Consider the following 21,877-nt stretch of genomic DNA (forward strand, 5'->3'; position numbering starts at 1 on the left):
TTTTTAAATCTCAAGGAAAAACGATGTTTATTTTTACTCCTTTATTTACCGTATTTACTCTACTAAGTGGTGGTTATCTCGCAAAACGCTTTAAAATTTTAAAGCAAAAACAATCAAGAACTTTTCTAGACTTTGCCATTATTTTTTCTTTACCTTGCTTAATCTTTGAAAAAGTGTATCATTTAACGCTCGATTTTACACTCATTTTAATAATTTTACTTGGACTTAGTTCCTGTATTTTAGCGGGTTTAATCAGTGTTTTATTGGGTAAAATTTTTCATTTTTCAAAAACCACTCTAGTGAGTATGTTTTTATTATCAAGCTTTGGAAATACACTTTTTGTAGGTATTCCCATCATTTCTGGTATTTATCCTGATCCAAAATTTATAGGAGAAATCATACTTTATGATGCACTAGCAACAACCTTGCCTATTTCGCTTTTTGGACCACTCGTTTTATCTTTAGCAAGCGAGCAAAAAGTGAATTTATTGCAAAATATTAAAAAAATTATCACTTTTCCACCTTTTATAGCACTTGTTGGTGGTATATTTTGCAAAATGTTTTATATCTCAGAATTTATTTTTGAACCCATTAAAATGTTTGGCTCTTGCGCTACCGCAGTAGCTTTATTTGCCATAGGTTTAAGTCTTGGTTTTTCAGCCATTGTAAGTTCATATAAAAGCACATTGATTGTTATTGGAGCAAAAATGCTACTTGCTCCTTTGATTTTTATTGTATTGGCAAAAATTTTTCATCTTAATTTTAGTTCTAGTTTAAATGTTGCAATACTAGAATCAGCTATGCCAACAATGACTCTAGCAGGTGCAATGATAATGAAAGCTAAGCTTGACACTAATCTAGCCGTTAGTGCAGTTGCATTTGGAATTTTGTTTGCTTTTATTTCCATGCCTTTACTCACTTGGATTTTACTTTAAAACAGGCTCTTCTTCAAATATACTCTGATTGATGATATTTTTCAGAGTATAAAAACCCACCAAAAGCATCATAATACATAAAATCACAAACAAAAACACCCCAAAATATAAAAAGATACTCTCATGAGAAAATTCATAAAATTTCAAAATTGCTAAAATTACTGCTGCACTTGGAAAAGTAAAAGCCCACCACGAGAGAAAAAATTTAAGTTTAAAAAAACTTTTAAACATAAAAAACAATAAAAAACTAAAAAACAAAGTTAAGCTAAAAAGACTTTGCGCAAACAAATCATAGCCCACAATTTTTACATAAGATAAGAAGCCAACTGCAGGAGGTGCAAGCATAATAAACATTGTTGGGATAAATTTCATTGCCAATTGATCGTGAAATAAAATTCTATAAAAAATAATACTAAATAATATCCCATAAAAAAACATCGCTATGCTAAAATAATACCAAAGCCAAGCCCACTCTTTTTCACCTGCAATTACGACGATTAAATTTCCAACCACAGGTATAAACCAAGCTGGATTGGAGTGTTTGATCTCTAAATTATTCTTAATCCAAAAAGAAATCACATAAAAAGTAATAAAGGTTTGAAAAACAAGACCTATATAAAAAAGACTTTGATAAAACACAGGAAAATCTTTCCAAAGCATTGCTAAAATAAGCAAAGAAATAGAAAAAGTAGCAGTAAAATTAATCTTAATGGGATGATTAATTTCGGCTTTAAAAGCATTAAAATACAAAATGATTTTCATAAGATAAAACACAACTATAACCATAAAAAGCGAAGTGCTTATCACTCTGAAAATATCAAAAAACACTAAAGAAAATTTAAATTTTTCGCTCAAAGCAAAAACAACAAGCGAAAATCCACCCATACCCATAATCACAGCAAAAAACATTATGGGAAAATTCTTAATTTTATGCATACTCATATCCTTTTTTTGTGGAATTATCCTATAATATAAAAAAATGTTTTGTGATTTTGCTACAAAAAAGGTAATTTTATGACTAAAGAAGAATTAATTGATAATTTTTTTAAAAAATTTAAACTTGCAAACGAAGACTTAGAAGAAATTAAATCAAATGCATATTTTAAAAATTTAAGCAAAGGAACTCAGCTTGCAAGTGCTGATGATTGTTTGGGTTTTGTTATCATGGCGTATGGAACTTTAAGAGCCTATATCATCTCTTCAAATGCAAAAGAGATTACTATTTTTAAACTTATTAAAAACGAAGAATGCGTTATTTGTTCAAACTGTGCTTTAAATTCTATTAATTATAATATCATCTTAGAAAGCAACGAAGATTCTCAAATTTTAATTATTCCTACAAAAATTTATACCAAAATAAGAAATAAATATCAAAGCATCAATGACTATACTCTAAACATTATTTCTAAACGCTTTTCAGATCTCATTAGTGTTTTAGAACACGCCTTATTTACACCACTCATTGAAAGAATTCGTATCTTTTTAAAAGAAAATTCACAAAATAATAAAATCACACTTACCCATGAAGAAATAGCTAATCATCTAGGAAGCGCAAGGGAGGCCATTTCAAGAATACTAAAAGAAATGGAAAAGCAAGGAGAAATTTCACTGGGTCGTAAAGAAATTACCTTGCTAAAATAAATCAAACATTAAATCTAAAATGCATCACATCGCCATCTGCGACGATATAATCTTTTCCTTCCAAACGAAGTTTTCCAGCTTCTTTGGCGCCACTTTCGCCTTTATAAGCAATAAAATCATCAAAGCTAATCACCTCAGCCTTAATAAAACCTTTTTCAAAATCATTATGTATCACACTTGCCGCTTTTGGCGCTTTCCAACCCTTATGGATAGTCCAAGATCTAACTTCTATTTCGCCAGCTGTAAAATAGCTGATTAAATTCAATTTTGCAAAAGCTGTGCGAATGATTTGCTCTAAGCCACTATTTTCAACACCTAAAGATTGCAATAACTCATTACTCTCTTCTTCGCTTAAGCCTACCATTTCTTCTTCAATTTTCGCACAAAGTTTAATAACTTCATGATTATGCTCTTTGGCATAATTTTTCAAAGCTTTTACATAATCATTATCTTCTAAAATTCCATCTTCATCAACATTTGCACCATAAATCACTTCCTTAGCAGAAAGCAATCTTAACTCTTTAATTAAATTCTTATAAATCTCACTATCACGCTCACTATAAGAACTAGCACTCAAACCTTTATTTAAATGCTCCAATAAAGAATTTGCAAGCTCCAAACTCTCCTTAGCACCCTTAGCATTTGCCTTAGCTTCTTTATTTAATTTTTCTATTTTTTTACCAAGTTGTTCGATATCGGCTAAGATAAGCTCTGTGTTGATAATCTCTATATCGCGAATAGGATCTACTTTACCTTCAACATGGGTGATATTTTCATCATCAAAACAACGCACAATATGTAAAATCACTTCCGTTTCGCGTATATTAGAAAGGAATTTATTGCCAAGTCCCTCGCCCTTACTTGCGCCCTTAACAAGTCCTGCAATATCAACGAATTCAATAACAGAATGTAGAATTTTTTGCGGATTTACAATCTGTGCGAGTTTCAAAAGACGAGAATCAGGAACAGGCACCATAGCCTTATTAGGCTCTATGGTGCAAAAAGGATAATTCGCACTTTGAGCATTTTGAGCTCTTGTTAAAGCATTAAAAGTCGTGGATTTCCCAACATTAGGCAAGCCAACAATTCCAACCGATAAACTCATTTCATAACCTTTGAAGAAAGTTTTAATAAATACGCAATGCACATTCTAACCCCTGCTCCACTTGCTCCAAAAGCATTATAGCCCCAACTTTTTTCCAAATACGCAGGTCCTGCTATATCAAGATGCAACCACTTATCTTTATATTCTTTACGAATAAATTTATCTAAAAAAAGCCCAGCGGTAATCGCTCCACCATAACGACTTGATGCAGTATTGCTTACATCGGCAATATTAGATTTTATCAGCTCTCTTAAATGAGGATTAAAATGCAATACCGTGGTATATTCTCCACTTTTTTTGCTTGTTTGATAAAAATCATTTTGTAAATCTTCATTATTTCCCATAATGGCACTTGTAAATTCTCCAAGTCCCACAACACAAGCTCCTGTAAGGGTTGCCATATCAATGAGTAAATCAGGCTTTAAATCTTGAGCAAAAGATAAACAATCAGCCAATACTAAACGCCCTTCCGCATCAGTATTTCTAACCTCTATACTTACACCTTCTCTAGAAATTAAAACATCATCAGGTTTATAAGCATCTCCTCCGATCATATTTTCCGTTGCACCAAGCACAGAATGCACTTCAATATCCAATTTCAACTCGGCCACCGCTTTAATGATGCCCATTGCAGCTGCAGCACCACTTTTATCTGCTTTCATCGTAAGCATATAATCAGCAGGTTTAAGACTCAAGCCCCCACTATCATAAGTAAGTCCTTTACCAACAAAAACCACTTTTTGCTTTGCATTTTTTGGCTTATAACTTAAATGAATCAAACGTGGTGGGTGTATAGAAGCTTTATTAACCGCTAAGAAAGCATTCATTTTTTCTTTGCTTAGGAATTTTTCATCATAAACTTTGCATGTGATATCTTTATTTTCTTTAGCAAGACTTAAAGCATCTTCTGCCATTTTTAAAGGGGTGTAAATTTGTGGAATTTCATTGACAATATCTTTAGTAAAATTAGTAGCATTTGCCAAAATCTCTCCCATATTAATACCAATTTGCGCCTCTTTTTTATCAAATTCCTTGCCATTAATTTCCTCATAGGAAATAATGATTTTTTCAAGACTTGAGATTTTTTTCTCGCTTTTATATTTATTAAATTCATAAACGCCAAATTTAAAACCTTGCACCAAAGATGAAAAACTCATCACAACGCATTTTCCTAGTATGCTTGGAATTTTTATACTTTTAATATTTAATTTTGATAAAGTTTTATAGATATTAAAACAAGCCATTCTAATATCTTCATATTCTAAACTCTTGAGCTCAATATAAAGAATTTTATTTGCTAAATCAAGACAAGCTCCCTCGCCTTTATAATCATTGATTTTAAATAAATCTTTAGCTTTAGAAAAATTCTTTAAATTTTTATCCTGTATAAAAACAACTTCAAAATCTGCTTTTATTTGTGTGATTTTTTTTACACTCAATTCAAAATTCATTTTTTTTCCTTTTACTTAAAATCGCTCTCTCCATTTGCTTAAATCCAAAAAGCAAAAGAGAAATAAAACTAATGATAATCAAAGCCGCGTAATACCAATGCTGCTCAGCCCAAGTCACTGCCTGCCAAATTTGCCCTCCAAAATACCAAGCAAGCAATATTGTAATAGCCGCCCAAACCCAAGCGCTTAAAAGATTGATAAAGGCAAATTTTTTCGAACTATATCTGGTTATACCTATACTCATAGGAATAACCGTCCTAAATCCATACATATAGCGTTGCACGAAAATTATAGGCCAACCAAATCGTTGCAAAAGTAAGTGTGCAACTGCAAATTTACGCCTTTGTGTTTTAAGCTTTTTTTGAATGTATTTTTTATTATATCTTCCTATGTAAAAATAAATTTGATCACCCACAAAACCACCAAGTCCAGCGACAAAAACAATCATTGCCAAATTCACATGGCCTTCATGGGCAAAAATTCCACCTAAAATCAAAGCCATCTCACCTTCTAAAATGCACCACAAAAATATAATTAAGTAAGCCCAATCTTTGTATTGGAGCAATAATTCTTTCAAATTTTCTTCTATCATTTTACAACTCTAAAACATTATAAACAGGAGTTAATTTTGCCAGCTCATTAGCTCCATTTAAATCCTTAAGATTGATCAAAAAACAAGCCTCTACACATTTCGCTCCTGCTTTTTGTATCAACTCCCAAGATGCCAAAGCCGTTCCACCAGTAGCAATTAAATCATCGACCAACAAAACCTTAGCTTCATTAACTCCACTAAAAGCATCTTGATGAATTTCTATACTATCACTTCCATATTCTAAAGTATAATGACAAGTGAAAGTTTTATAAGGCAATTTTCCTGGCTTTCTAATAGGAACAAAAGGGATACTTAATTTCGCACAAAGCATGGAGGCAAAAATGAAACCCCTACTTTCAATTCCAGTAATAAAATCTAGGTTCATATATTTATAACGCTCCGCCAAATGTGAAAGTAAAAATTCTAAAGCTTTTTTGTTGCTCAAAAGTGTTGTAATATCCCTAAAAATAATTCCTTCTTTTGGAAAATTTGGAACAATCCTAATAGAATCAAGTAAATATTTTTTTTCTTCTTGCGTTAAAGTTATCATAACAATGCCTCTATTTTTGCTTCTAATTCTTTAATTCTTTGTCTTAATTTATCATTTTCTAAACGATACTGAGAATTTCTAGTCCTTAAAGAAGTCAAGTCGCTTTTGATTTTATTTAATTCTTCGGTTAAAATATCAATATTTCCTAAACTTCTTTGAAGTTGCACCTGAAGTTTGCGTATGACAATTTCAGTATCATCAAGATTGTTTTTAATGGAATCTTTAGAAATTTTTTCTTTATGAAGTAAGGTTTTGTAGTAAAACAACATTACAATCAAATAAATACTAATACAAATTAATACAGTTAAAATCAACCAATTTGAAAACATCACCACACCTCTATTTTTTCAATTCGTCTTAAATGTCTGCCTGCTAGAAATTTTGTATTAATAAATTTATCAATGATATCAAATGCCAAATCAAACCCTGTCAATCTTCCACCTAATGCCAAAACATTAGCATCATTGTGCTCCCTAGCAAGTCTAGCACTCAAAGGCTCATTACATAAAGCACAACGAATACCTTTGTGACGATTTGCGGCGATTGAAATTCCAATACCTGTGCCACAAATTAAAATTCCAAAACTATTTTCATCCATATGATTTGCAAGCAAATGTGCATAATCAGGATAATCACAACTTTGTGTATCCTTTGTGCCTAAATCCACAAAAACAATATTTTTTTCTTGAAAAAATGCACAAATTTTGCTTTTTAACTCAAAACCCGCATGATCGCTAGCAATATAAATTTTTTCTTTAAGCATTAAAAATTCCATTAAAATTTTCAAAATAAGCATTAATTTTAACATAATTAAACATAAAAAAAGCTTTCTTTTGTCATTATCCTAAAAACAATTTTATTTTTTCAAAAATTACAATAAAAACCAAAGCAAAAGGTTATATTTATGAAAATCATTCTCATTGGTTCATCTACAGGCGGACCCAATCAGCTTAAATTTTTGCTAAAAGACCTTGATATTAAAAATACTTGTATTGTTATTGCTCAACATATGAGTTTAGACTTTATTCCTTCTTTTGCAAAACAATTTAACAAAGAAGCCTTAAGTGAAGTTACAACGCTTCAAGATAAAGAATTGCTAACTCATAAAATTTACATTTGTCAAAAAAACACTGTATTGAACGGAAATTTAAATTTAAGTGCCACTCATAGTCAAAAAACAACCAATTTTAAACCAAGTGTTGATTTGCTTTTTCATTCAGCTATTTCACTAGCAAAAACCAATAAAATTCTAGCCATTATTCTCACTGGAATGGGAGATGATGGTGCTAAAGCGATGCTTGAACTTTACAAGGCTGGTGCTAAATGTATTTGCGAAAGCGAAGAAGATAGTATTGTGTATGGAATGCCAAAAAAAGCCAAAGAGTTAAATCCGCATTTAAAACAAATGAGTCTTAATGAAATAAAAAGAGAAATTATCCATTTTGTAGAACAGGAATAGGCGATGAACAATTTTCATATCAATGAACAAGAACTTTATGAATTTATAAAAATTATTAATGAAATCAGCGGAATTGATTTAAGTGATAAAAAAGATATTTTACCCCTCAAACTTAGCACTTTTTTTAAACGCTTTAATATTACTGATTTTAAAGAATTTGTTGCTAAATTAAAATTCAACACAGAATTAAGACAAAATACACTTGACTTCATTACCATCAATGAAACCTATTTCCACAGAGAACTCACTCAACTTAAAGAAATTATTTTTTATGCCAAAAGTTTAGACAGAACAGTCAATATCCTTAGCGCACCCTGTTCTAGTGGTGAAGAAGTATATTCTTTAGCTATACTTGGGGCACAAAATTTCGTTAAAAATTTACAAATTACTGGCATAGATATTAATAATGAAATGATAAATAAAGCCAAAATTGGAAAATATACAGGACGCACCTTGCAAAGATTAAGTGAAATAGAAAAAAAGAAATTTTTTACCCAAAATGATGAATTTTACACTATAAATAAGAAAGAAATTTGCAATTGTCGTTTTGAGCTTTATAATGTTTTTGATCCCAAATTTCCTCAATTTAGCAAATTTGATATCATTGTTTCAAGAAATATGATGATTTATTTCGATTATGATTCTAAAATAAAATTGCTAGAAAATTTCTACAAACTTCTTAGCACTACAGGAAGACTTTATATAGGAAATGCTGATTTAGTACCTGAAAATATTTACTTTAAAAAAGTCTTTAGCTCAAAAGGTGTTTATTATGAAAAGCTTTAAAAAAATTTTTATTTTTTTAAGCCTTAATGTTATAAAATACTGCTTTTAATTTTCTTTATTAAGGTTGAATTAATGCGAGGTTATAAGATTTTTTCTGGTTCTGCAAATATAGAATTTGCTAAAAAAATTTCAAAATATCTTTCTTTACCCTTAAGCGAATCAGGCATAAAGCGTTTTAGCGATGGCGAAATTAGCGTTCAAATAGACGAAAGCGTGCGCGGAAAAGATGTTTTTATCATACAAAGTACTTGTGCGCCAACAAATGATAATTTAATGGAACTTCTTATTTTAACCGATGCCTTGCGTCGTTCGAGTGCAAATTCCATCACAGCAATTGTGCCTTATTTTGGCTATGCAAGACAAGATAGAAAAGCGACTCCAAGGGTACCTATTACAGCGAAACTTGTGGCAAATTTAATGCAAGCTGCTGGAATTAATCGTGTAGCAACTATAGATTTACATGCAGGACAAATTCAAGGATTTTTCGATATACCTGTTGATAATCTTTATGGAAGTATAGTTTTTAATGACTATATTAAAGCAAAAAATTTTAAAAACCCTATCATAGCAAGTCCAGATATTGGCGGAGTAGCAAGAGCTAGAAGTGTGGCTAAAAATTTAGGACTTGATATTGTTATTGTCGATAAACGAAGAGAAAGAGCCAATGAAAGCGAAGTGATGAATGTAATTGGCGATGTAAAAGATAAAGAAGTGATTTTAGTCGATGATATTATCGATACAGCTGGAAGTATAGTCAAAGCCGCAGAAGTCTTTAAATCAAAAGGCGCAAAATCAGTTATGGCTTGTTGTACTCACGCGGTTTTAAGTGGTATTGCATACGAAAGAATTGCCAGCGATGCTTTAGATGAGCTGGCAGTTACCGACACTATAGCTTTAAAACAAGAAAATAGCAAAATTAAAGTTTTAAGCGTTGCCCCAATTTTCGGAGAAGTTATTCGCAGAGTTTATCATAATGAAAGCGTAAATTCTTTATTTATTTAAAAAATAAAGATTTTTGATTATAAATATCAAAAATCTTTAAATATTTATTATTTTTGATTAAAATTTAGATATTTTATTTTTTTGAGGTTTATAATGAATTTACCTAATATACTTGCTAGTCTAAGGATTTTTTTAGCTCCTTTATTATTTTTTTTACTCACTTATCATTTTGAAAATATCCATCAAAGCTGGATTAATTATTTTGCTTGTTTGACTTTTGGGATCGCTGCTTTGACAGATTTTTTTGACGGCTATATTGCTAGAACTTGGAATCAGACTACAAAACTTGGCGCCATCTTAGATCCCTTGGCAGACAAAATGCTTATCTTGGCTGCATTTATAGGAATTTTAGTGCTTAAAAGAGCTGATGTTTGGGTTATATATCTTATTTTAGTACGCGAGTTTTTTATTACAGGATTTAGAGTGGTGATGCTAAGCGAAAACTTAAGCGTCAGTGCCTCTTTTTTTGGAAAGCTTAAAACCGCTTTTCAAATGGTTGCAATTATTTTTTTAATTATGCAATGGCCTTTTGCGCAATTTTTGCTTTATATAGCTCTTTTTCTTACTTTGTACTCTGGTTTTGAATATGTTTATACTTACATTAAACACATCAAAGGAAAACAATGAAAACTTTGTTATTTTTATTAATTATTTTAATCATTGGCTTTAAATTTTATTCTTTTGAATTTCTTATCACGCTTTTAGTGATATCTTTTTTAATTTTCTTTCATGAGCTTGGTCATTTCCTAGCTGCAAAATCGCTAGGTGTAAAGGTTGAAGTTTTTAGCATAGGTTTTGGCAAAACCTTGATAAAAAAAACTTATAAAAATACAGAATACAGGCTCTCAGCCTTACCACTTGGTGGCTATGTTAAGCTTAAGGGTCAAGATGATTTAAATCCCACGGAAGAAAATTACGACAAAGATAGTTATAGTATTTTAAGCCCCTTAAAGAAAATTTACATTTTGGTTGCTGGACCTTTTTTTAATATTTTTCTAGCTTTTTTACTTTATATTGCCATAGGAAATTTAGGACTCATCAAACCGGCCGCACAAATTGGAAAAATTATGCCAGATTCTGCAGCACAAATAGCAAATTTACAGGTAGGAGATAAAATCTTGGCCATTGATGGAAAAGCTATTCAAAGTTTTGATGAAATTTCTAAATTTTTAAGCCCAAAAGAAACAACGCTATTGATACAAAGAGGCGATCAAAAACTTAATGTCACCCTAAGGCCAAAAATCGGAACAGGTTATAATGAATTTTTACAACCCATACAAAAACCTTTATTAGGTATCACTCAAAGCACCAATACTACTAAAATTTATCATACCGGCTTAGACTCTGTATACTTTGCTTTTGATGAAAGTATTAATGCTTCATTGCTTATTGTCAAAGGACTTGTAAAGCTCGTCGCAGGTCAGATAGATCCTCAAAATTTAGGGGGTATCATCACTATGGTTGATGTGACTTCAAAAGCTGCAAATAGTGGTTTAGTGGTGTTATTTTTCATTACAGCTTTGATTTCGATTAATCTTGGAATTTTAAATCTACTTCCTATACCTATGCTTGATGGTGGGCATATTGTATTTAATATCTATGAAATGCTTTTTGGAAAAAAAGTACATCCTAAAGTATTTGAGTATTTAAGTTATGGAGGAATGGTTTTGCTTCTAAGCTTAATGCTTTTTGCAACCTATAATGATATTGCAAGATTATTAAAACTTTAAGAAAATATGAAGATTATATCAAGTTGAAGAAAAATCACCTTCTAATTAAAGAAGGCAAAAAATTACTTGTCTCTAAGATTAAGCTCACTAATTAATTTTGTGTAACTAGCATAATTTGTTCTCTTAAGATAAGCCAAGAGTCTTTTTCTTTGACCTACTAATTTTAACAAACCTAAACGAGACGAAAAATCTTTTTTATAGATTTTTAAATGTTCTGTAAGTTCTGAAATTCTAGCACTTAAAAGTGCAACTTGAACTTCTGTAGAACCAGTATCTCCTGCTTTTCTAGCGAATTTCGCAACTATTTCTGCTTTTTTAGCCGAATCCAAAGCCATCATGACCTCCTGATTGGTAGATTTTTTTATAAAAATTAGAATTATACTCTGAGAAAACAAAAATAAAACTGAAATTATATTTTATTGCGAAAAAATAATAAATTTAAGCCATTAAGCAGAAAAAATTAAATATAATACAAATTTTCAATAAAAAAGAAGGAGTAAAAGTGCTTTTTACAAAAGCCAGCGAATATGCTTTGTTTTCCATGATATATATTTCACAAAAAGAAAATCCTCAAGATGTTGATACTATGGCTCTAGAATTAAATATTCCAAAAAGTTTTTTGGCAAAAATTTTGCAAACTTTAGCTAAAGATGGTCTGCTTAAATCTTTTAAAGGTGCCAAAGGTGGTTTTGCTCTTATTAAGGAACCTCACGAATACACCATAAAAGAAATTATTAATAGTGCAGAAAAAAAAGATATTAATGTTTTTGAATGTAGCAATGGCGTATGCCCAAATCACAAAGAAGAATGCACCCTACTTTCTATGCTGGTAAATTTACAACAAAAAGTAGATGAATTCTTAGAATCCATAAGCTTAGCTGATATCATAAAATCTAATGGCAAAAAATAAAATTTTTGATCTCGTTTTTCCTTTTTTGGGACCTCTAATTGGTCCTGTTGTTAAAGCTAAAAGCTTAACTATTGTCGCTTTTATAGTTTGTATTTTAGCCATTATAATTGTCCCTTTACCTTCGGCAATTTTGGACTTTTTCTTGGCTTTAAGTATAGCTTTATCAGTTTTAATTATTTTAATTTCAATTTACATACCAAAACCCACAGATCTTACCACTTTTCCTACCTTAATTCTCATCATTACTTTATTTAGACTTGCTTTAAATATAGCAACAACAAGAATGATTTTAAGTGAAGGACAAAATGGACCTGTTGCTGTAAGTGAAATCATTGCTTCTTTTGGCGAATTTGTTGTTGGAGGAAATTATGTCATTGGAATCATTGTTTTTTGCATCTTAGTTTTAATCAATTTTATGGTTGTAACAAAAGGTAGTACAAGGGTTTCAGAAGTTCAAGCAAGATTTACTCTCGACGCTATGCCAGGAAAACAAATGGCTATTGATGCAGATTTAAATGCGGGACTTATTGACGAGCAAACAGCAAGGACAAGACGCCAAGAAATAATAGCTGAAGCAAATTTTTATGGCGCTATGGATGGTTCGAGCAAATTCATCAAAGGAGATGCTGTTGCTGGAATCATCATTACTATAATCAATCTCATTGGCGGGTTTTTAATTGGTTATTTACAACATGATATGGAGCTTAGTGCTTGTGCTTCTACTTATACCATTTTAACTATTGGTGATGGTCTTGTTTCACAAATTCCGGGTCTTATTACCTCTACTGCAACCGCCATTATCATTACGCGTGCTAGCAAAGATGAGAATAATTTCGCAGAAGGCACACTTAATCAACTCTTAAGTGAGTATCGTACACTTTTAATCGTAGGCTTTATACTCTTTATTTTTGCCTTAGTTCCCGGTTTACCACAACTTTCTTTGGGCTTTATGGCTTTGGTCTTTTTAAGCCTTGGTTATTTAACTAAACAAGTTAAAGAAGGTAAAATTGACATTAACATAAAAAAAGCAAAACCAAATCAAGCAGCTCAAGCTCAAAATCAAGCAACTCAAACCCCTAAAAAAACAGAAGAAGATATACTCAAAGAAGAAGAAAGAAAAATTACTGATATTTTAAAAATTGAAATTTTGGAATTAGAACTTGGCTATGGTCTTATAAGACTTGCCGAAAATGAACTTACAGAAAGAATTCGCTCCATGAGACGTACTATTGCACAAAGCCTAGGGTTTTTAATGCCAAAAATTCGTATCCGTGATAATTTGCAATTAAAGCCCAATGAATACAATTTCAAACTCAAGGGCGTTGTCATCGCTAGTGCTGAAATATATCCTGATAAATACCTAGCAATGGATAGTGGATTTATCACTGAAGAAATAGAAGGTATAGCCACTAAAGAACCTGCTTTTAATTCTGATGCGATTTGGATTGATGCAAATTTAAAAGATGAAGCTACCCTAAATGGCTATATAGTCATTGATCCTGCGAGTGTGATTTCAACCCATATGAGTGAACTTATCAAAGCTCATGCAGCAGAGCTTTTAACGCGACAAGAAGTGCAAAATCTTTTAGAAAAAGTGAAAGCTGATTATCCTATTATCGTAGAAGGTGCTTTAAATGTCGCTTCAGTAAGCTTAATTCAAAAAGTATTAAAAGACTTGCTCAAGCATCACATACCTATTAAAGATATGCTTACTATTTTAGAGTCCATTAGCGATATAGCAGAGGTAAGCAAAAGTTTTGATATGATTATAGAGCATGTTAGAGCCTCTTTAGCACGAATGATTACCAATATGTATTTAGATGAAAAAGGAAATTTAGGAATTTATATTTTAGATTCTGCTAGTTCTTCCATTTTAATGGATCACTTACAATTTAAAGACGGAAGCTATCATTTGATGATTAATGTAGCACAAACCGGTGCTTTAGTTGATGCCTTAAAAAATGAACTTGCTTCGGTTGCTTCAACACGGATTAAACCTTTTATTCTTTGCGTCGAACCACAACTTAGAAAATTCATTGCAGATATTTGCTTGAATTTTAATATTAATATCGTTGTTTTAAGTTTCGCTGAAATTGCTGAAAATACGCAATTTGAAACCGAAGGTGTTATAAAAGTCAATTTATAATAAAAAGGAAAAATATGAAAATTTACCATCTCTCACATACTGATCTTGACGGATACGCTTGTCAATATGTGGTGAATTTTTATTTCAAAAACTGTGTTTTTTTTAACTCAAACTATGGTAAAGAAATTAATGATAATTTCACTGTTATTTTAAATCAAATTGAACAAGATTTACAAAAAAATCCTAATGGGCAATTTTGTATCTTAATTACTGATTTAAATTTAACTCCTACTCAATGTGAAGAATTTGAGCTAATTTGCAAAGAAAAAAATATTAAAATTCTTTTACTAGATCATCATCAAAGTGGTTTTGAGTGTATGCAAAAATATTCTTGGTATTTACTTGATAATTCAAGATGTGCCACAAAAATTGTTTATGATTTTTTCTCTAAAATTTGCTTTAAAGATGAAAATTTAGCACACTTTGTCAAAGTGGTAAATGCAATAGATATTTGGTTAAAAGACGATAAATATTTTGAATTAGGTAAAATTTTTCTAGGAATGATAGCCAATGCTAAAGAAATCAATCGGACAATGTTTGCAAAACAAAACATAGAATATATGTTTTTTTTACTCGAACAAGCAAGACATTTTATAGACAAAGAAAATGCCCCTATTCTCTTAGAAGATTCTATACATTTTTTAAAAAAAGATTTTTTCAAACAAAATCACAATGATACTTTAGCGAATCTGATTTCTGCTTATATAGTCAATTATTTAAATTTTTATAAAGATAAATTTAGTATTTATTATGAAAATTTTAAAGGTTTATTAACTTATAATATAGGAAATACCTCTGTTATAGGAAATGATTTTTTAGTAAAAAATCCTGAATTTGATTTTTTTATCGATGTAAGTTCTAGAAAGACTTTAAGTTTCCGTGCTAATGGCAAAGTGGATGTTAGCTTAATGGCTAAAAAACTAGTTGGTGGCGGCGGACATAAAAACGCTAGCGGTGGATTATTTAACGGCTTTAAAGATAATGCAAGTTATACTAATATCAAAGCGCAGATTAATGATTTGATCAAACAAAAAACCCTTAAAGAAGGCTTATCATGAAAAAAGAAATTGAAGCATTGCAATACGAACTCAATATAGTTTTAGAAGCAGCACTATTTTATGCTGGAGTCAAAAAAGAGCGTTTGGAGGATGCCGTAGATGCTTACATCGAATGTATTGATAATGTTTTAGAGAACTCAAATGCTCAAGGTATGGACGAGGTTATAGAGGTAATTGAATATCTTAGAAAAAATCACGGAGATTTATTTTGCCAAAATTAATCCTTGTATTAATATTAGCAAAAACATTTATTTTAGCTAATATCTTTGAAACGCTTAATGATTTTGCATACAGCAAAAGCTCAAATACACAAATTCAAAGTCAAGATGTAAAGCTACTCACGCTTTATGATAAGGGTCAAAAATGTGCGCAAATTTTAGTTTCAAAGAATGAAATTATCCCTTTTATTTTTTTTGATGCTTGCAAGAAATTTGAAAAAAGTGATAGTTTCGAACAATTTTTAAATTCAGATTTTAAGGAATTATACTTTAGCGATAATAAAGAAATTTCAAACGCCATTAAACAAATTCAAGCCACAATGCAAGATATTATGCTATCTTATAAACTTAATCGCGATATTAAAGGCACAATGAGTAAAAATCCAAATTTAACTTTCTTAGAACCTTTTGATTTTGAAAAAGGAGGAACGCTTTTATATAAAGTTGATAATCAAGCTTGCGTTTTATTTAAAATCTTCAATAATATCAATGGCAAGAAAATACTGCAAATTCAAGGAATGGAAAATCTCAACAAATCATGCAAATTGATTATAAATTCTCCACAATTTAAAAGCTTATCTTATAATTTTAGGGATTTTAATTCTTATATTTTAGAGCAATAAATTCTTTAATTTTAATTAATATTTTATTTATTAAAACTACAATTTTATTTTTTTTGCTTTCTTTAAGAGGAATAAAAACACAAGATTCTAAATCATTTTTTTCTTCAACACTAAGATTTTTCATTTTTGGTATAACCTTCTTTAAATATACTGCTACGAAATTATAACACAAAAAATAAAAATATGCTCAAGATAACTAAAAATAAAGCATTTTTATATAATTTTATATATATACACTAATATAACTTTATATATATAGACTAAATTAAATTAAATATTTTTATTAAAATAATACTTGACATTATAACACTAAAAGTTGTATAATCACTTCAGCAATTTAAAAATCAGAGTGCTAATAATGAAAAATATAAAAAAGAAAGACCTTATACTTGAATCCATCATTGAAGCTTATCTTTTAGATAATGTGCCTATAGGCTCAAATGAGCTAAATCTCAAAATGAGTCTTTGCATTCCATCATCCACTATTCGCGTGTATTTTAAAAAGTTAAGTGATGAGGGTTTGCTAACAAAATTACATATTAGCGGCGGACGTATACCAACCATCTCTACAATGCAAAATTATTGGCAAGAACATATTAATACAAAAGAAAAAATCAGCATTAAAGATATTGCTTTGCTTGACTTTTTAAGTAAAGAGAATAAAATTTATTGCCTTGTATATGGGGGTAAAAATTTAATTTTAAAGGCAATAGAACGTATTGCACAAAAATATCTGATTTTAGATTTTGAAGAAGAGCAAGTGATTTTAAGCTTTGATTTAGCAAGTTATGAATTTACAAAACGCTTTTTAGGGCTTGAGCTTTTTCATATTGAAAATTATGCTTTAAATGTAGGTTTTATCAAGCTTGCGGATAAATTAAAATTCTTAAGAGCAAGTTTGATTTATCACAGAAGTAACGAACAAAGGGCTTATCAAATTTATCAAAACGATGATTTTAATAAGCTCTTAGATGGAACCATTCATATGGATTTTAAACAAAATTTAGAATTTGATCCTTTATTTAAGGAAGGTTTTATGGGGCTTAAATTAGATGCGGATTTTCTCGGAAAAGACGTTAATATTATTTTTGCAGGTAGCGTTTATACTAACTACAAAAAAATTTTAAAACAACTTAAGGAGGTAGCGTGAGTGAAATAAACGAAGAACAAAATAAAGAGCTTTGTGACAAACAAGAGCAAAGTCAAACAAACGAAGAAAATGAAATCGAAAAACTCCAAAATGAGTTAAACGAATTAAAAGACAAATATATGCGTGCAAACGCTGAATTTGAAAATATCAAAAAAAGAATGGAAAAAGAAAAGCTAAGTGCTATGGCATATGCTAATGAAGGCTTTGCTAAAGATTTGCTTGATGTTTTAGATGCTTTAGAGGCAGCTGTAAATGTCGAGTGTCAAGATGAAATCAGTTTAAAAATCAAAGAAGGAGTGCAAAATACTTTAGATTTATTTATGAAAAAACTTGAAAAACATGGGATCAAACTCATCGGCGAAACTCTTGAATTTGATCCAAATTTACATGAAGCAATGTTTCATGTAGATAGCGAAAATCACAAAAGTGGTGAAGTGGTTAGCGTGCTTCAAAAAGGCTATCAAATAGCTGATCGTGTGATCCGCCCAACCAAAGTTAGCGTAGCAAAATAAAAATTTAATAAAAGGATAAAAAATGAGTAAAGTTATAGGTATAGATTTAGGAACAACCAATTCTTGTGTTGCTGTGTATGAACGCGGCGAGAGTAAAGTAATCCCAAACAAAGAAGGAAAAAACACAACTCCTTCCGTAGTAGCTTTTACAGATAAAGGCGAAGTTTTAGTAGGTGACAGCGCAAAACGCCAAGCAGTAACCAATCCTGAAAAAACCATTTATTCTATCAAAAGAATCATGGGTTTGATGATCAATGAAGATGCAGCTAAAGAAGCTAAAAATAGACTTCCTTATCACATCACTGAAAGAAATGGTGCTTGTGCGATTGAAATTGCAGGTAAAATTTACACTCCGCAAGAAATTTCAGCAAAAGTATTAATGAAATTAAAAGAAGACGCTGAAGCTTTCTTGGGTGAAAGTGTTACTGATGCAGTTATTACCGTGCCAGCTTATTTTAACGATGCACAAAGAAAAGCGACAAAAGAAGCAGGAACGATTGCAGGGCTTAATGTATTAAGAATCATTAATGAGCCTACTTCAGCAGCCCTAGCTTACGGACTTGATAAAAAAGATAGCGAAAAAATCGTAGTTTATGATCTAGGTGGTGGAACTTTTGATGTTACCGTGCTTGAAACTGGCGATAATGTGGTAGAGGTTTTAGCAACAGGCGGAAACGCGTTTTTAGGTGGGGATGATTTTGATAATAAACTTATAGATTTTCTAGCAAGCGAATTTAAAGATGAAACAGGTATTGATCTTAAAAATGATGTTATGGCTTTACAACGCTTAAAAGAAGCTGCAGAAAATGCTAAAAAAGAACTAAGTTCAGCTAATGAAACAGAGATTAATTTACCATTTATCACAGCTGATGCAAGTGGTCCAAAACACTTGGTTAAAAAATTAACTAGAGCTAAATTTGAAGGTATGATTGATTCACTTGTAGCTGAAACCATTAGTAAAATCAACGAAGTGGTAAAAGATGCAGGGCTTGATAAAAACGAAGTAAAAGAAATCGTTATGGTAGGTGGATCTACCCGTGTGCCTTTAGTACAAGAAGAAGTTAAAAAAGCTTTTGGAAAAGATTTAAACAAATCTGTAAATCCAGATGAAGTTGTAGCTATTGGTGCGGCAATTCAAGGTGCGGTTATAAAAGGTGATGTTAAAGATGTGCTTTTGCTTGATGTAACTCCACTTTCACTAGGTATTGAAACTCTAGGTGGCGTGATGACTAAAATCATCGAAAAAGGTACAACAATACCAACCAAAAAAGAGCAAGTTTTCTCAACTGCAGAAGACAATCAAAGTGCTGTTACTATCAATGTTTTACAAGGTGAGAGAGAATTTAGTCGTGATAATAAATCTTTAGGAAATTTCAATCTTGAAGGAATTCCACCAGCACCACGCGGAATGCCACAAATTGAAGTAACTTTTGACATTGACGCAAATGGTATTTTAACCGTTTCAGCAAAAGACAAAGCAACAGGCAAAGCACAAGAGATTAAAATCACAGGTTCAAGCGGACTTAGCGAAGAAGAAATTAATAATATGGTAAAAGATGCTGAGCTTCATAAAGAAGAAGATAGAAAACGCAAAGAAGCTGTAGATGCTAGAAATGCAGCCGATAGCTTGGCGCATCAGGTGGAAAAATCTTTAAGCGAGCTTGGAGAAAAAGTAGCTGATAGCGATAAAGAAAATATCCAAAAAGCACTTGATGATTTGCGTGAGACTTTGAAAAATCAAAATGCAAGCAAAGAAGAAATCGAAGCTAAAATGAAAACTTTAAGTGAAGTTTCTCATAAGTTAGCTGAAAATATGTATAAAAAAGATGAGCCAAATGCAGCTAATGATAAAAAGAAAAAAGATGATGATGTAATCGACGCTGAAGTCGAATAAAACTCTCCAAACTCCTTAATCAAGCCCTAAATTTGGGCTTGATTTTTTAATTTCAAGAAATTACTTTAGAAATCAAAGATTCTATGCTACGTTTAATTGATGAGAATGATAAGAATTCAACCCTTGCACCCTTTATGGCTTTATGCAGATAGGATAACTAATCTAAAAAATCATAGCAAAAGGCAATAAAGTATGAAATATATTACATTGCCTTTTATTGCAGGTTTAATTGTATTTGTTTCGGTAAAAGGTTGTTTTTATCCTACAAACTATCGTGCTTTTATACCAAAAGTTTAGATTCTGAGTATAAAGAGTTTGAAAGATTTTCACAACAAGAATTGGGCAGAGTACTTTATGCTAGACCTTTAACAGAAATAGAAAAAATAGTCTCAATAAAAATGATTTTTATATCAAAACAAATCAATATGGCATTAAGAGCAAAGATATAGATATGTTTGTGGGTATTGATTTTATATATTCAGCAGAAAGACTTGTATATGTCTATATAAAAGAATTGGGCTATTATGGTGGTTGGAATAAATGGACATTTAATTTATTTATTCTTTCAAATACAACGCAAAGAAATTACAATTCAATAGAGAGTATTACAATAAACAACTCCCAAATAATGCAAAACAAAGAGATAATAGGCAATCTAAAAATAGGTGATAAATTAGATAGATCTTATACTTATGATTATCTGAATATTATTGTGTTAGAAAATTTATTAGACAAACCAAGCTATCTTAATCATTTCGAAGAAAACTATGATTGTTTTGAGGACTTATAATGACTTTTAATTACAAATACTCTTGGAATCTATGTTAATGATTGGGGTTTTATAATGGGCAGTGAGGGAAACCCTCATGTGTTCTTATAGCTTTTTATTACATGTTTTATTATCATAATAGTTTTTATGTTACATTATATATTTTTTTATCATTGTTTAAATAAAGGATAATTTTGAAAGAAAAAATCAATAAGCTAAGAGATTATACAGAACTTACACAAGCTAGGAATTTCTCTCAAAGATATGAGATTAAATTTCGCCAGCCTAATACTTTAAGTAGTTTTTCTGCTACTTTATTTGGAGAAAAAAGAAAATAAATTTATAGCAAAATAAAAGAAAAGGTTATACTGCTAAATATAACTTATAAACCATATCTTAATTTTAATAAAATAGAGAAACTAAAGGAAATAGCTTAATGATGACATACATATTACTTCTTATTATAATTTCTACTATTCTTTCTTATCTTATATTAAAATTTATTTATAGAATTATCTTTAAATCTAAAAAAAGTGTTTCAAAGTTTTTAGTCTTTCTTGGAAGTATAGGCTTAATTATCTTTTATTATACTCCTTATTCTTATTATTTAGAGCCTAGTTTTTATAAGTTTAAAGAAATATGTAAGCTAGACCCAGAGATTTATCAAGCCAATGGTGGTAAATTAGATGAGGAATATTATAATAAAGTGCTAAGGTATTTTGATACGGATTTGGATAATATGTCAAAGATAAAAACATTAAGAATAAGTGATGATAAAAAGCACTTTTCATATTGGTTTGAAAAATGGGTTGAAGATAGAATCTCTTTTGATTTTGTTATTTGGTTTAAAAATGAAAACGCTACAAAAGACAACATTAAGAAAGTTAGCGTTTATGTTTGGTGGCGTGATTTACGCCCATTTCCATCAAGTAATGAGGGGACAGGATTCTATCTTTCGGGAGATAGAGAAAATTGTGATTATTTTAAAAAGGAGTCAAATGAATAACAAAGAACAAATAAAGAAACTAAGAGATAATGCTGAATTAGCAATGGCAAGTTATGGTTACTTTCATCTAATAGATAAAACCTATAAACATAATAATAAAGATGAAAAGCGATTAAAGGAATTTAGAGAACTTAAAGCAAAAGCATTAGGAAAAGAAATTGATGAAAGTATTTACCCCACCTACGCAGATATACTTGATATTACCTATAAATACTATCTTGATGATAATGGCAAACCCAAAGATGGCTTCTTTGATGATGAGTTATTTGATGGCGAATTCTCCCCACTCCAAGCTAAACAATTCTTTTCTCGCTATGATTTATTAAAACATTGTCCTAAT

27 protein-coding genes are annotated in these 21,877 nt (G+C 30.6%); 19 read left to right on the top strand and 8 right to left on the bottom strand.

The window, feature by feature from the left end; genetic code table 11:
* Positions 1 to 23 precede the first annotated feature (23 nt).
* Positions 24 to 935 (top strand): AEC family transporter, encoded by a 912-nt coding sequence (locus ELQ16_RS08465; protein ID WP_134239110.1) that lies wholly within the window; start codon positions 24 to 26, stop codon positions 933 to 935.
* Here ELQ16_RS08465 and ELQ16_RS08470 read toward each other — a convergent pair.
* Positions 927 to 1,877, bottom strand: a complete 951-nt coding sequence (locus tag ELQ16_RS08470) for an SLAC1 anion channel family protein (RefSeq protein WP_134239111.1) — start codon at positions 1,875 to 1,877, stop codon at positions 927 to 929. The genes ELQ16_RS08465 and ELQ16_RS08470 overlap by 9 nt on opposite strands.
* Positions 1,878 to 1,949: 72 nt before the next feature.
* On the opposite strand from ELQ16_RS08470, the gene ELQ16_RS08475 reads away from it, so the two are divergent.
* Positions 1,950 to 2,576 (top strand): Crp/Fnr family transcriptional regulator, encoded by a 627-nt coding sequence (locus ELQ16_RS08475; protein ID WP_134239112.1) that lies wholly within the window; start codon positions 1,950 to 1,952, stop codon positions 2,574 to 2,576.
* 1 nt (position 2,577) lies between these two features.
* On the opposite strand, the gene ychF is transcribed toward ELQ16_RS08475, so the two are convergent.
* The 6 genes from ychF to rpiB are packed head-to-tail and all read right to left on the bottom strand — an operon-like array spanning position 2,578 to position 7,037.
* Positions 2,578 to 3,681: a redox-regulated ATPase YchF gene (gene ychF / locus ELQ16_RS08480; protein ID WP_134239113.1), complete on the bottom strand. Its 1,104-nt coding sequence runs from the start codon at positions 3,679 to 3,681 to the stop codon at positions 2,578 to 2,580.
* Positions 3,678 to 5,132, bottom strand: coding sequence for a leucyl aminopeptidase (locus ELQ16_RS08485; protein ID WP_134239114.1), 1,455 nt, complete (start codon positions 5,130 to 5,132; stop codon positions 3,678 to 3,680). The genes ychF and ELQ16_RS08485 overlap by 4 nt, the downstream gene beginning before the upstream one ends.
* A complete protein-coding gene (locus ELQ16_RS08490) occupies positions 5,122 to 5,721 on the bottom strand; it encodes a DedA family protein (protein WP_134239134.1) in 600 nt (199 codons plus the stop codon). The genes ELQ16_RS08485 and ELQ16_RS08490 overlap by 11 nt, the downstream gene beginning before the upstream one ends.
* Positions 5,722 to 5,725: 4 nt before the next feature.
* Positions 5,726 to 6,274 carry an adenine phosphoribosyltransferase gene (gene apt, locus ELQ16_RS08495; protein ID WP_134239115.1) on the bottom strand — a complete coding sequence of 183 codons (549 nt, stop codon included), beginning with the start codon at positions 6,272 to 6,274 and terminating at the stop codon, positions 5,726 to 5,728.
* Positions 6,271 to 6,603 (bottom strand): hypothetical protein, encoded by a 333-nt coding sequence (locus ELQ16_RS08500; RefSeq protein WP_134239116.1) that lies wholly within the window; start codon positions 6,601 to 6,603, stop codon positions 6,271 to 6,273. The genes apt and ELQ16_RS08500 overlap by 4 nt, the downstream gene beginning before the upstream one ends.
* Positions 6,603 to 7,037 carry a ribose 5-phosphate isomerase B gene (gene rpiB / locus ELQ16_RS08505; protein ID WP_134239117.1) on the bottom strand — a complete coding sequence of 145 codons (435 nt, stop codon included), beginning with the start codon at positions 7,035 to 7,037 and terminating at the stop codon, positions 6,603 to 6,605. Before rpiB ends, ELQ16_RS08500 begins: the two co-directional genes overlap by 1 nt.
* Positions 7,038 to 7,178: 141 nt before the next feature.
* On the opposite strand from rpiB, the gene ELQ16_RS08510 reads away from it, so the two are divergent.
* The 5 genes from ELQ16_RS08510 to rseP all read left to right on the top strand — a co-directional run bounded on the left by ELQ16_RS08510 (position 7,179) and on the right by rseP (position 11,251).
* Positions 7,179 to 7,733 (top strand): CheB methylesterase domain-containing protein, encoded by a 555-nt coding sequence (locus ELQ16_RS08510; RefSeq protein ID WP_134239118.1) that lies wholly within the window; start codon positions 7,179 to 7,181, stop codon positions 7,731 to 7,733.
* 3 nt (positions 7,734 to 7,736) lie between these two features.
* Positions 7,737 to 8,519 (top strand): CheR family methyltransferase, encoded by a 783-nt coding sequence (locus ELQ16_RS08515; RefSeq protein ID WP_134239119.1) that lies wholly within the window; start codon positions 7,737 to 7,739, stop codon positions 8,517 to 8,519.
* 72 nt (positions 8,520 to 8,591) lie between these two features.
* Positions 8,592 to 9,521: a ribose-phosphate pyrophosphokinase gene (locus ELQ16_RS08520; protein ID WP_134239120.1), complete on the top strand. Its 930-nt coding sequence runs from the start codon at positions 8,592 to 8,594 to the stop codon at positions 9,519 to 9,521.
* Positions 9,522 to 9,614: 93 nt separating this feature from the next.
* The gene (gene pgsA / locus ELQ16_RS08525; RefSeq protein ID WP_134239121.1) at positions 9,615 to 10,148 is read left to right on the top strand and encodes a CDP-diacylglycerol--glycerol-3-phosphate 3-phosphatidyltransferase; all 534 of its coding nucleotides are present in this window, start codon (positions 9,615 to 9,617) and stop codon (positions 10,146 to 10,148) included.
* Entirely contained in the window at positions 10,145 to 11,251 is a 1,107-nt protein-coding gene (gene rseP / locus ELQ16_RS08530; protein WP_134239122.1) for an RIP metalloprotease RseP, read from the top strand. Before pgsA ends, rseP begins: the two co-directional genes overlap by 4 nt.
* A 62-nt stretch (positions 11,252 to 11,313) precedes the next feature.
* Here the strand turns inward: rseP and rpsO are convergent, their stop codons facing one another.
* Positions 11,314 to 11,586, bottom strand: coding sequence for a 30S ribosomal protein S15 (gene rpsO, locus ELQ16_RS08535; RefSeq protein WP_134239123.1), 273 nt, complete (start codon positions 11,584 to 11,586; stop codon positions 11,314 to 11,316).
* 167 nt (positions 11,587 to 11,753) lie between these two features.
* Between rpsO and ELQ16_RS08540 the strand changes: the two genes are divergently transcribed.
* The 12 genes from ELQ16_RS08540 to ELQ16_RS08590 form a co-directional block, all read left to right on the top strand.
* On the top strand, positions 11,754 to 12,161 hold the full coding sequence (locus ELQ16_RS08540; RefSeq protein WP_134239124.1) for an RrF2 family transcriptional regulator: 408 nt from the start codon (positions 11,754 to 11,756) through the stop codon (positions 12,159 to 12,161).
* On the top strand, positions 12,148 to 14,307 hold the full coding sequence (flhA, locus tag ELQ16_RS08545) for a flagellar biosynthesis protein FlhA (protein ID WP_134239125.1): 2,160 nt from the start codon (positions 12,148 to 12,150) through the stop codon (positions 14,305 to 14,307). The genes ELQ16_RS08540 and flhA overlap by 14 nt, the downstream gene beginning before the upstream one ends.
* A gap of 14 nt (positions 14,308 to 14,321) precedes the next feature.
* The gene (locus tag ELQ16_RS08550) at positions 14,322 to 15,365 is read left to right on the top strand and encodes a DHH family phosphoesterase (protein ID WP_134239126.1); all 1,044 of its coding nucleotides are present in this window, start codon (positions 14,322 to 14,324) and stop codon (positions 15,363 to 15,365) included.
* Positions 15,362 to 15,586: a hypothetical protein gene (locus tag ELQ16_RS08555; protein WP_134239127.1), complete on the top strand. Its 225-nt coding sequence runs from the start codon at positions 15,362 to 15,364 to the stop codon at positions 15,584 to 15,586. The genes ELQ16_RS08550 and ELQ16_RS08555 overlap by 4 nt, the downstream gene beginning before the upstream one ends.
* The gene (locus ELQ16_RS08560) at positions 15,574 to 16,206 is read left to right on the top strand and encodes a hypothetical protein (protein ID WP_134239128.1); all 633 of its coding nucleotides are present in this window, start codon (positions 15,574 to 15,576) and stop codon (positions 16,204 to 16,206) included. The genes ELQ16_RS08555 and ELQ16_RS08560 overlap by 13 nt, the downstream gene beginning before the upstream one ends.
* A 358-nt stretch (positions 16,207 to 16,564) precedes the next feature.
* Positions 16,565 to 17,356 carry an HrcA family transcriptional regulator gene (locus ELQ16_RS08565; RefSeq protein ID WP_134239129.1) on the top strand — a complete coding sequence of 264 codons (792 nt, stop codon included), beginning with the start codon at positions 16,565 to 16,567 and terminating at the stop codon, positions 17,354 to 17,356.
* On the top strand, positions 17,353 to 17,868 hold the full coding sequence (gene grpE / locus ELQ16_RS08570; protein ID WP_134239130.1) for a nucleotide exchange factor GrpE: 516 nt from the start codon (positions 17,353 to 17,355) through the stop codon (positions 17,866 to 17,868). Before ELQ16_RS08565 ends, grpE begins: the two co-directional genes overlap by 4 nt.
* Positions 17,869 to 17,890: 22 nt before the next feature.
* Positions 17,891 to 19,762, top strand: a complete 1,872-nt coding sequence (gene dnaK / locus ELQ16_RS08575; RefSeq protein ID WP_134239131.1) for a molecular chaperone DnaK — start codon at positions 17,891 to 17,893, stop codon at positions 19,760 to 19,762.
* Positions 19,763 to 20,213: 451 nt separating this feature from the next.
* On the top strand, positions 20,214 to 20,552 hold the full coding sequence (locus tag ELQ16_RS08580; RefSeq protein WP_134239132.1) for a hypothetical protein: 339 nt from the start codon (positions 20,214 to 20,216) through the stop codon (positions 20,550 to 20,552).
* Between the two features lie 173 nt (positions 20,553 to 20,725).
* Positions 20,726 to 20,869, top strand: coding sequence for a hypothetical protein (locus ELQ16_RS10055; RefSeq protein ID WP_166739678.1), 144 nt, complete (start codon positions 20,726 to 20,728; stop codon positions 20,867 to 20,869).
* Positions 20,870 to 20,967: 98 nt separating this feature from the next.
* Positions 20,968 to 21,537, top strand: coding sequence for a hypothetical protein (locus tag ELQ16_RS08585; RefSeq protein ID WP_347876284.1), 570 nt, complete (start codon positions 20,968 to 20,970; stop codon positions 21,535 to 21,537).
* Positions 21,530 to 21,877, top strand: a 348-nt coding sequence (locus tag ELQ16_RS08590) for a hypothetical protein (protein WP_134239136.1), incomplete at its 3' end; no start/stop codon positions are given. The genes ELQ16_RS08585 and ELQ16_RS08590, both read left to right, overlap by 8 nt.

Origin of the sequence: Campylobacter sp. US33a (assembly GCF_004378855.1) — a bacterium.
Taxonomy (GTDB): Bacteria; Campylobacterota; Campylobacteria; order Campylobacterales; family Campylobacteraceae; genus Campylobacter_D.

Excerpts from the sequence above, each read along its gene's own strand:
- ELQ16_RS08465 (WP_134239110.1), top strand. The coding sequence starts at position 24 with ATGTTTATTTTTACTCCTTTATTTACCGTATTTACTCTACTAAGTGGT.
- ELQ16_RS08470 (WP_134239111.1), bottom strand. The coding sequence starts at position 1,877 with ATGAGTATGCATAAAATTAAGAATTTTCCCATAATGTTTTTTGCTGTG.
- ELQ16_RS08475 (WP_134239112.1), top strand. The coding sequence starts at position 1,950 with ATGACTAAAGAAGAATTAATTGATAATTTTTTTAAAAAATTTAAACTT.
- ychF (WP_134239113.1), bottom strand. The coding sequence starts at position 3,681 with ATGAGTTTATCGGTTGGAATTGTTGGCTTGCCTAATGTTGGGAAATCC.
- ELQ16_RS08485 (WP_134239114.1), bottom strand. The coding sequence starts at position 5,132 with ATGAATTTTGAATTGAGTGTAAAAAAAATCACACAAATAAAAGCAGAT.
- apt (WP_134239115.1), bottom strand. The coding sequence starts at position 6,274 with ATGATAACTTTAACGCAAGAAGAAAAAAAATATTTACTTGATTCTATT.
- ELQ16_RS08500 (WP_134239116.1), bottom strand. The coding sequence starts at position 6,603 with ATGTTTTCAAATTGGTTGATTTTAACTGTATTAATTTGTATTAGTATT.
- rpiB (WP_134239117.1), bottom strand. The coding sequence starts at position 7,037 with ATGCTTAAAGAAAAAATTTATATTGCTAGCGATCATGCGGGTTTTGAG.
- ELQ16_RS08510 (WP_134239118.1), top strand. The coding sequence starts at position 7,179 with ATGAAAATCATTCTCATTGGTTCATCTACAGGCGGACCCAATCAGCTT.
- ELQ16_RS08515 (WP_134239119.1), top strand. The coding sequence starts at position 7,737 with ATGAACAATTTTCATATCAATGAACAAGAACTTTATGAATTTATAAAA.
- ELQ16_RS08520 (WP_134239120.1), top strand. The coding sequence starts at position 8,592 with ATGCGAGGTTATAAGATTTTTTCTGGTTCTGCAAATATAGAATTTGCT.
- pgsA (WP_134239121.1), top strand. The coding sequence starts at position 9,615 with ATGAATTTACCTAATATACTTGCTAGTCTAAGGATTTTTTTAGCTCCT.
- rseP (WP_134239122.1), top strand. The coding sequence starts at position 10,145 with ATGAAAACTTTGTTATTTTTATTAATTATTTTAATCATTGGCTTTAAA.
- rpsO (WP_134239123.1), bottom strand. The coding sequence starts at position 11,586 with ATGGCTTTGGATTCGGCTAAAAAAGCAGAAATAGTTGCGAAATTCGCT.
- flhA (WP_134239125.1), top strand. The coding sequence starts at position 12,148 with ATGGCAAAAAATAAAATTTTTGATCTCGTTTTTCCTTTTTTGGGACCT.
- ELQ16_RS08550 (WP_134239126.1), top strand. The coding sequence starts at position 14,322 with ATGAAAATTTACCATCTCTCACATACTGATCTTGACGGATACGCTTGT.
- ELQ16_RS08555 (WP_134239127.1), top strand. The coding sequence starts at position 15,362 with ATGAAAAAAGAAATTGAAGCATTGCAATACGAACTCAATATAGTTTTA.
- ELQ16_RS08565 (WP_134239129.1), top strand. The coding sequence starts at position 16,565 with ATGAAAAATATAAAAAAGAAAGACCTTATACTTGAATCCATCATTGAA.
- dnaK (WP_134239131.1), top strand. The coding sequence starts at position 17,891 with ATGAGTAAAGTTATAGGTATAGATTTAGGAACAACCAATTCTTGTGTT.
- ELQ16_RS08580 (WP_134239132.1), top strand. The coding sequence starts at position 20,214 with ATGTTTGTGGGTATTGATTTTATATATTCAGCAGAAAGACTTGTATAT.
- ELQ16_RS08585 (WP_347876284.1), top strand. The coding sequence starts at position 20,968 with ATGATGACATACATATTACTTCTTATTATAATTTCTACTATTCTTTCT.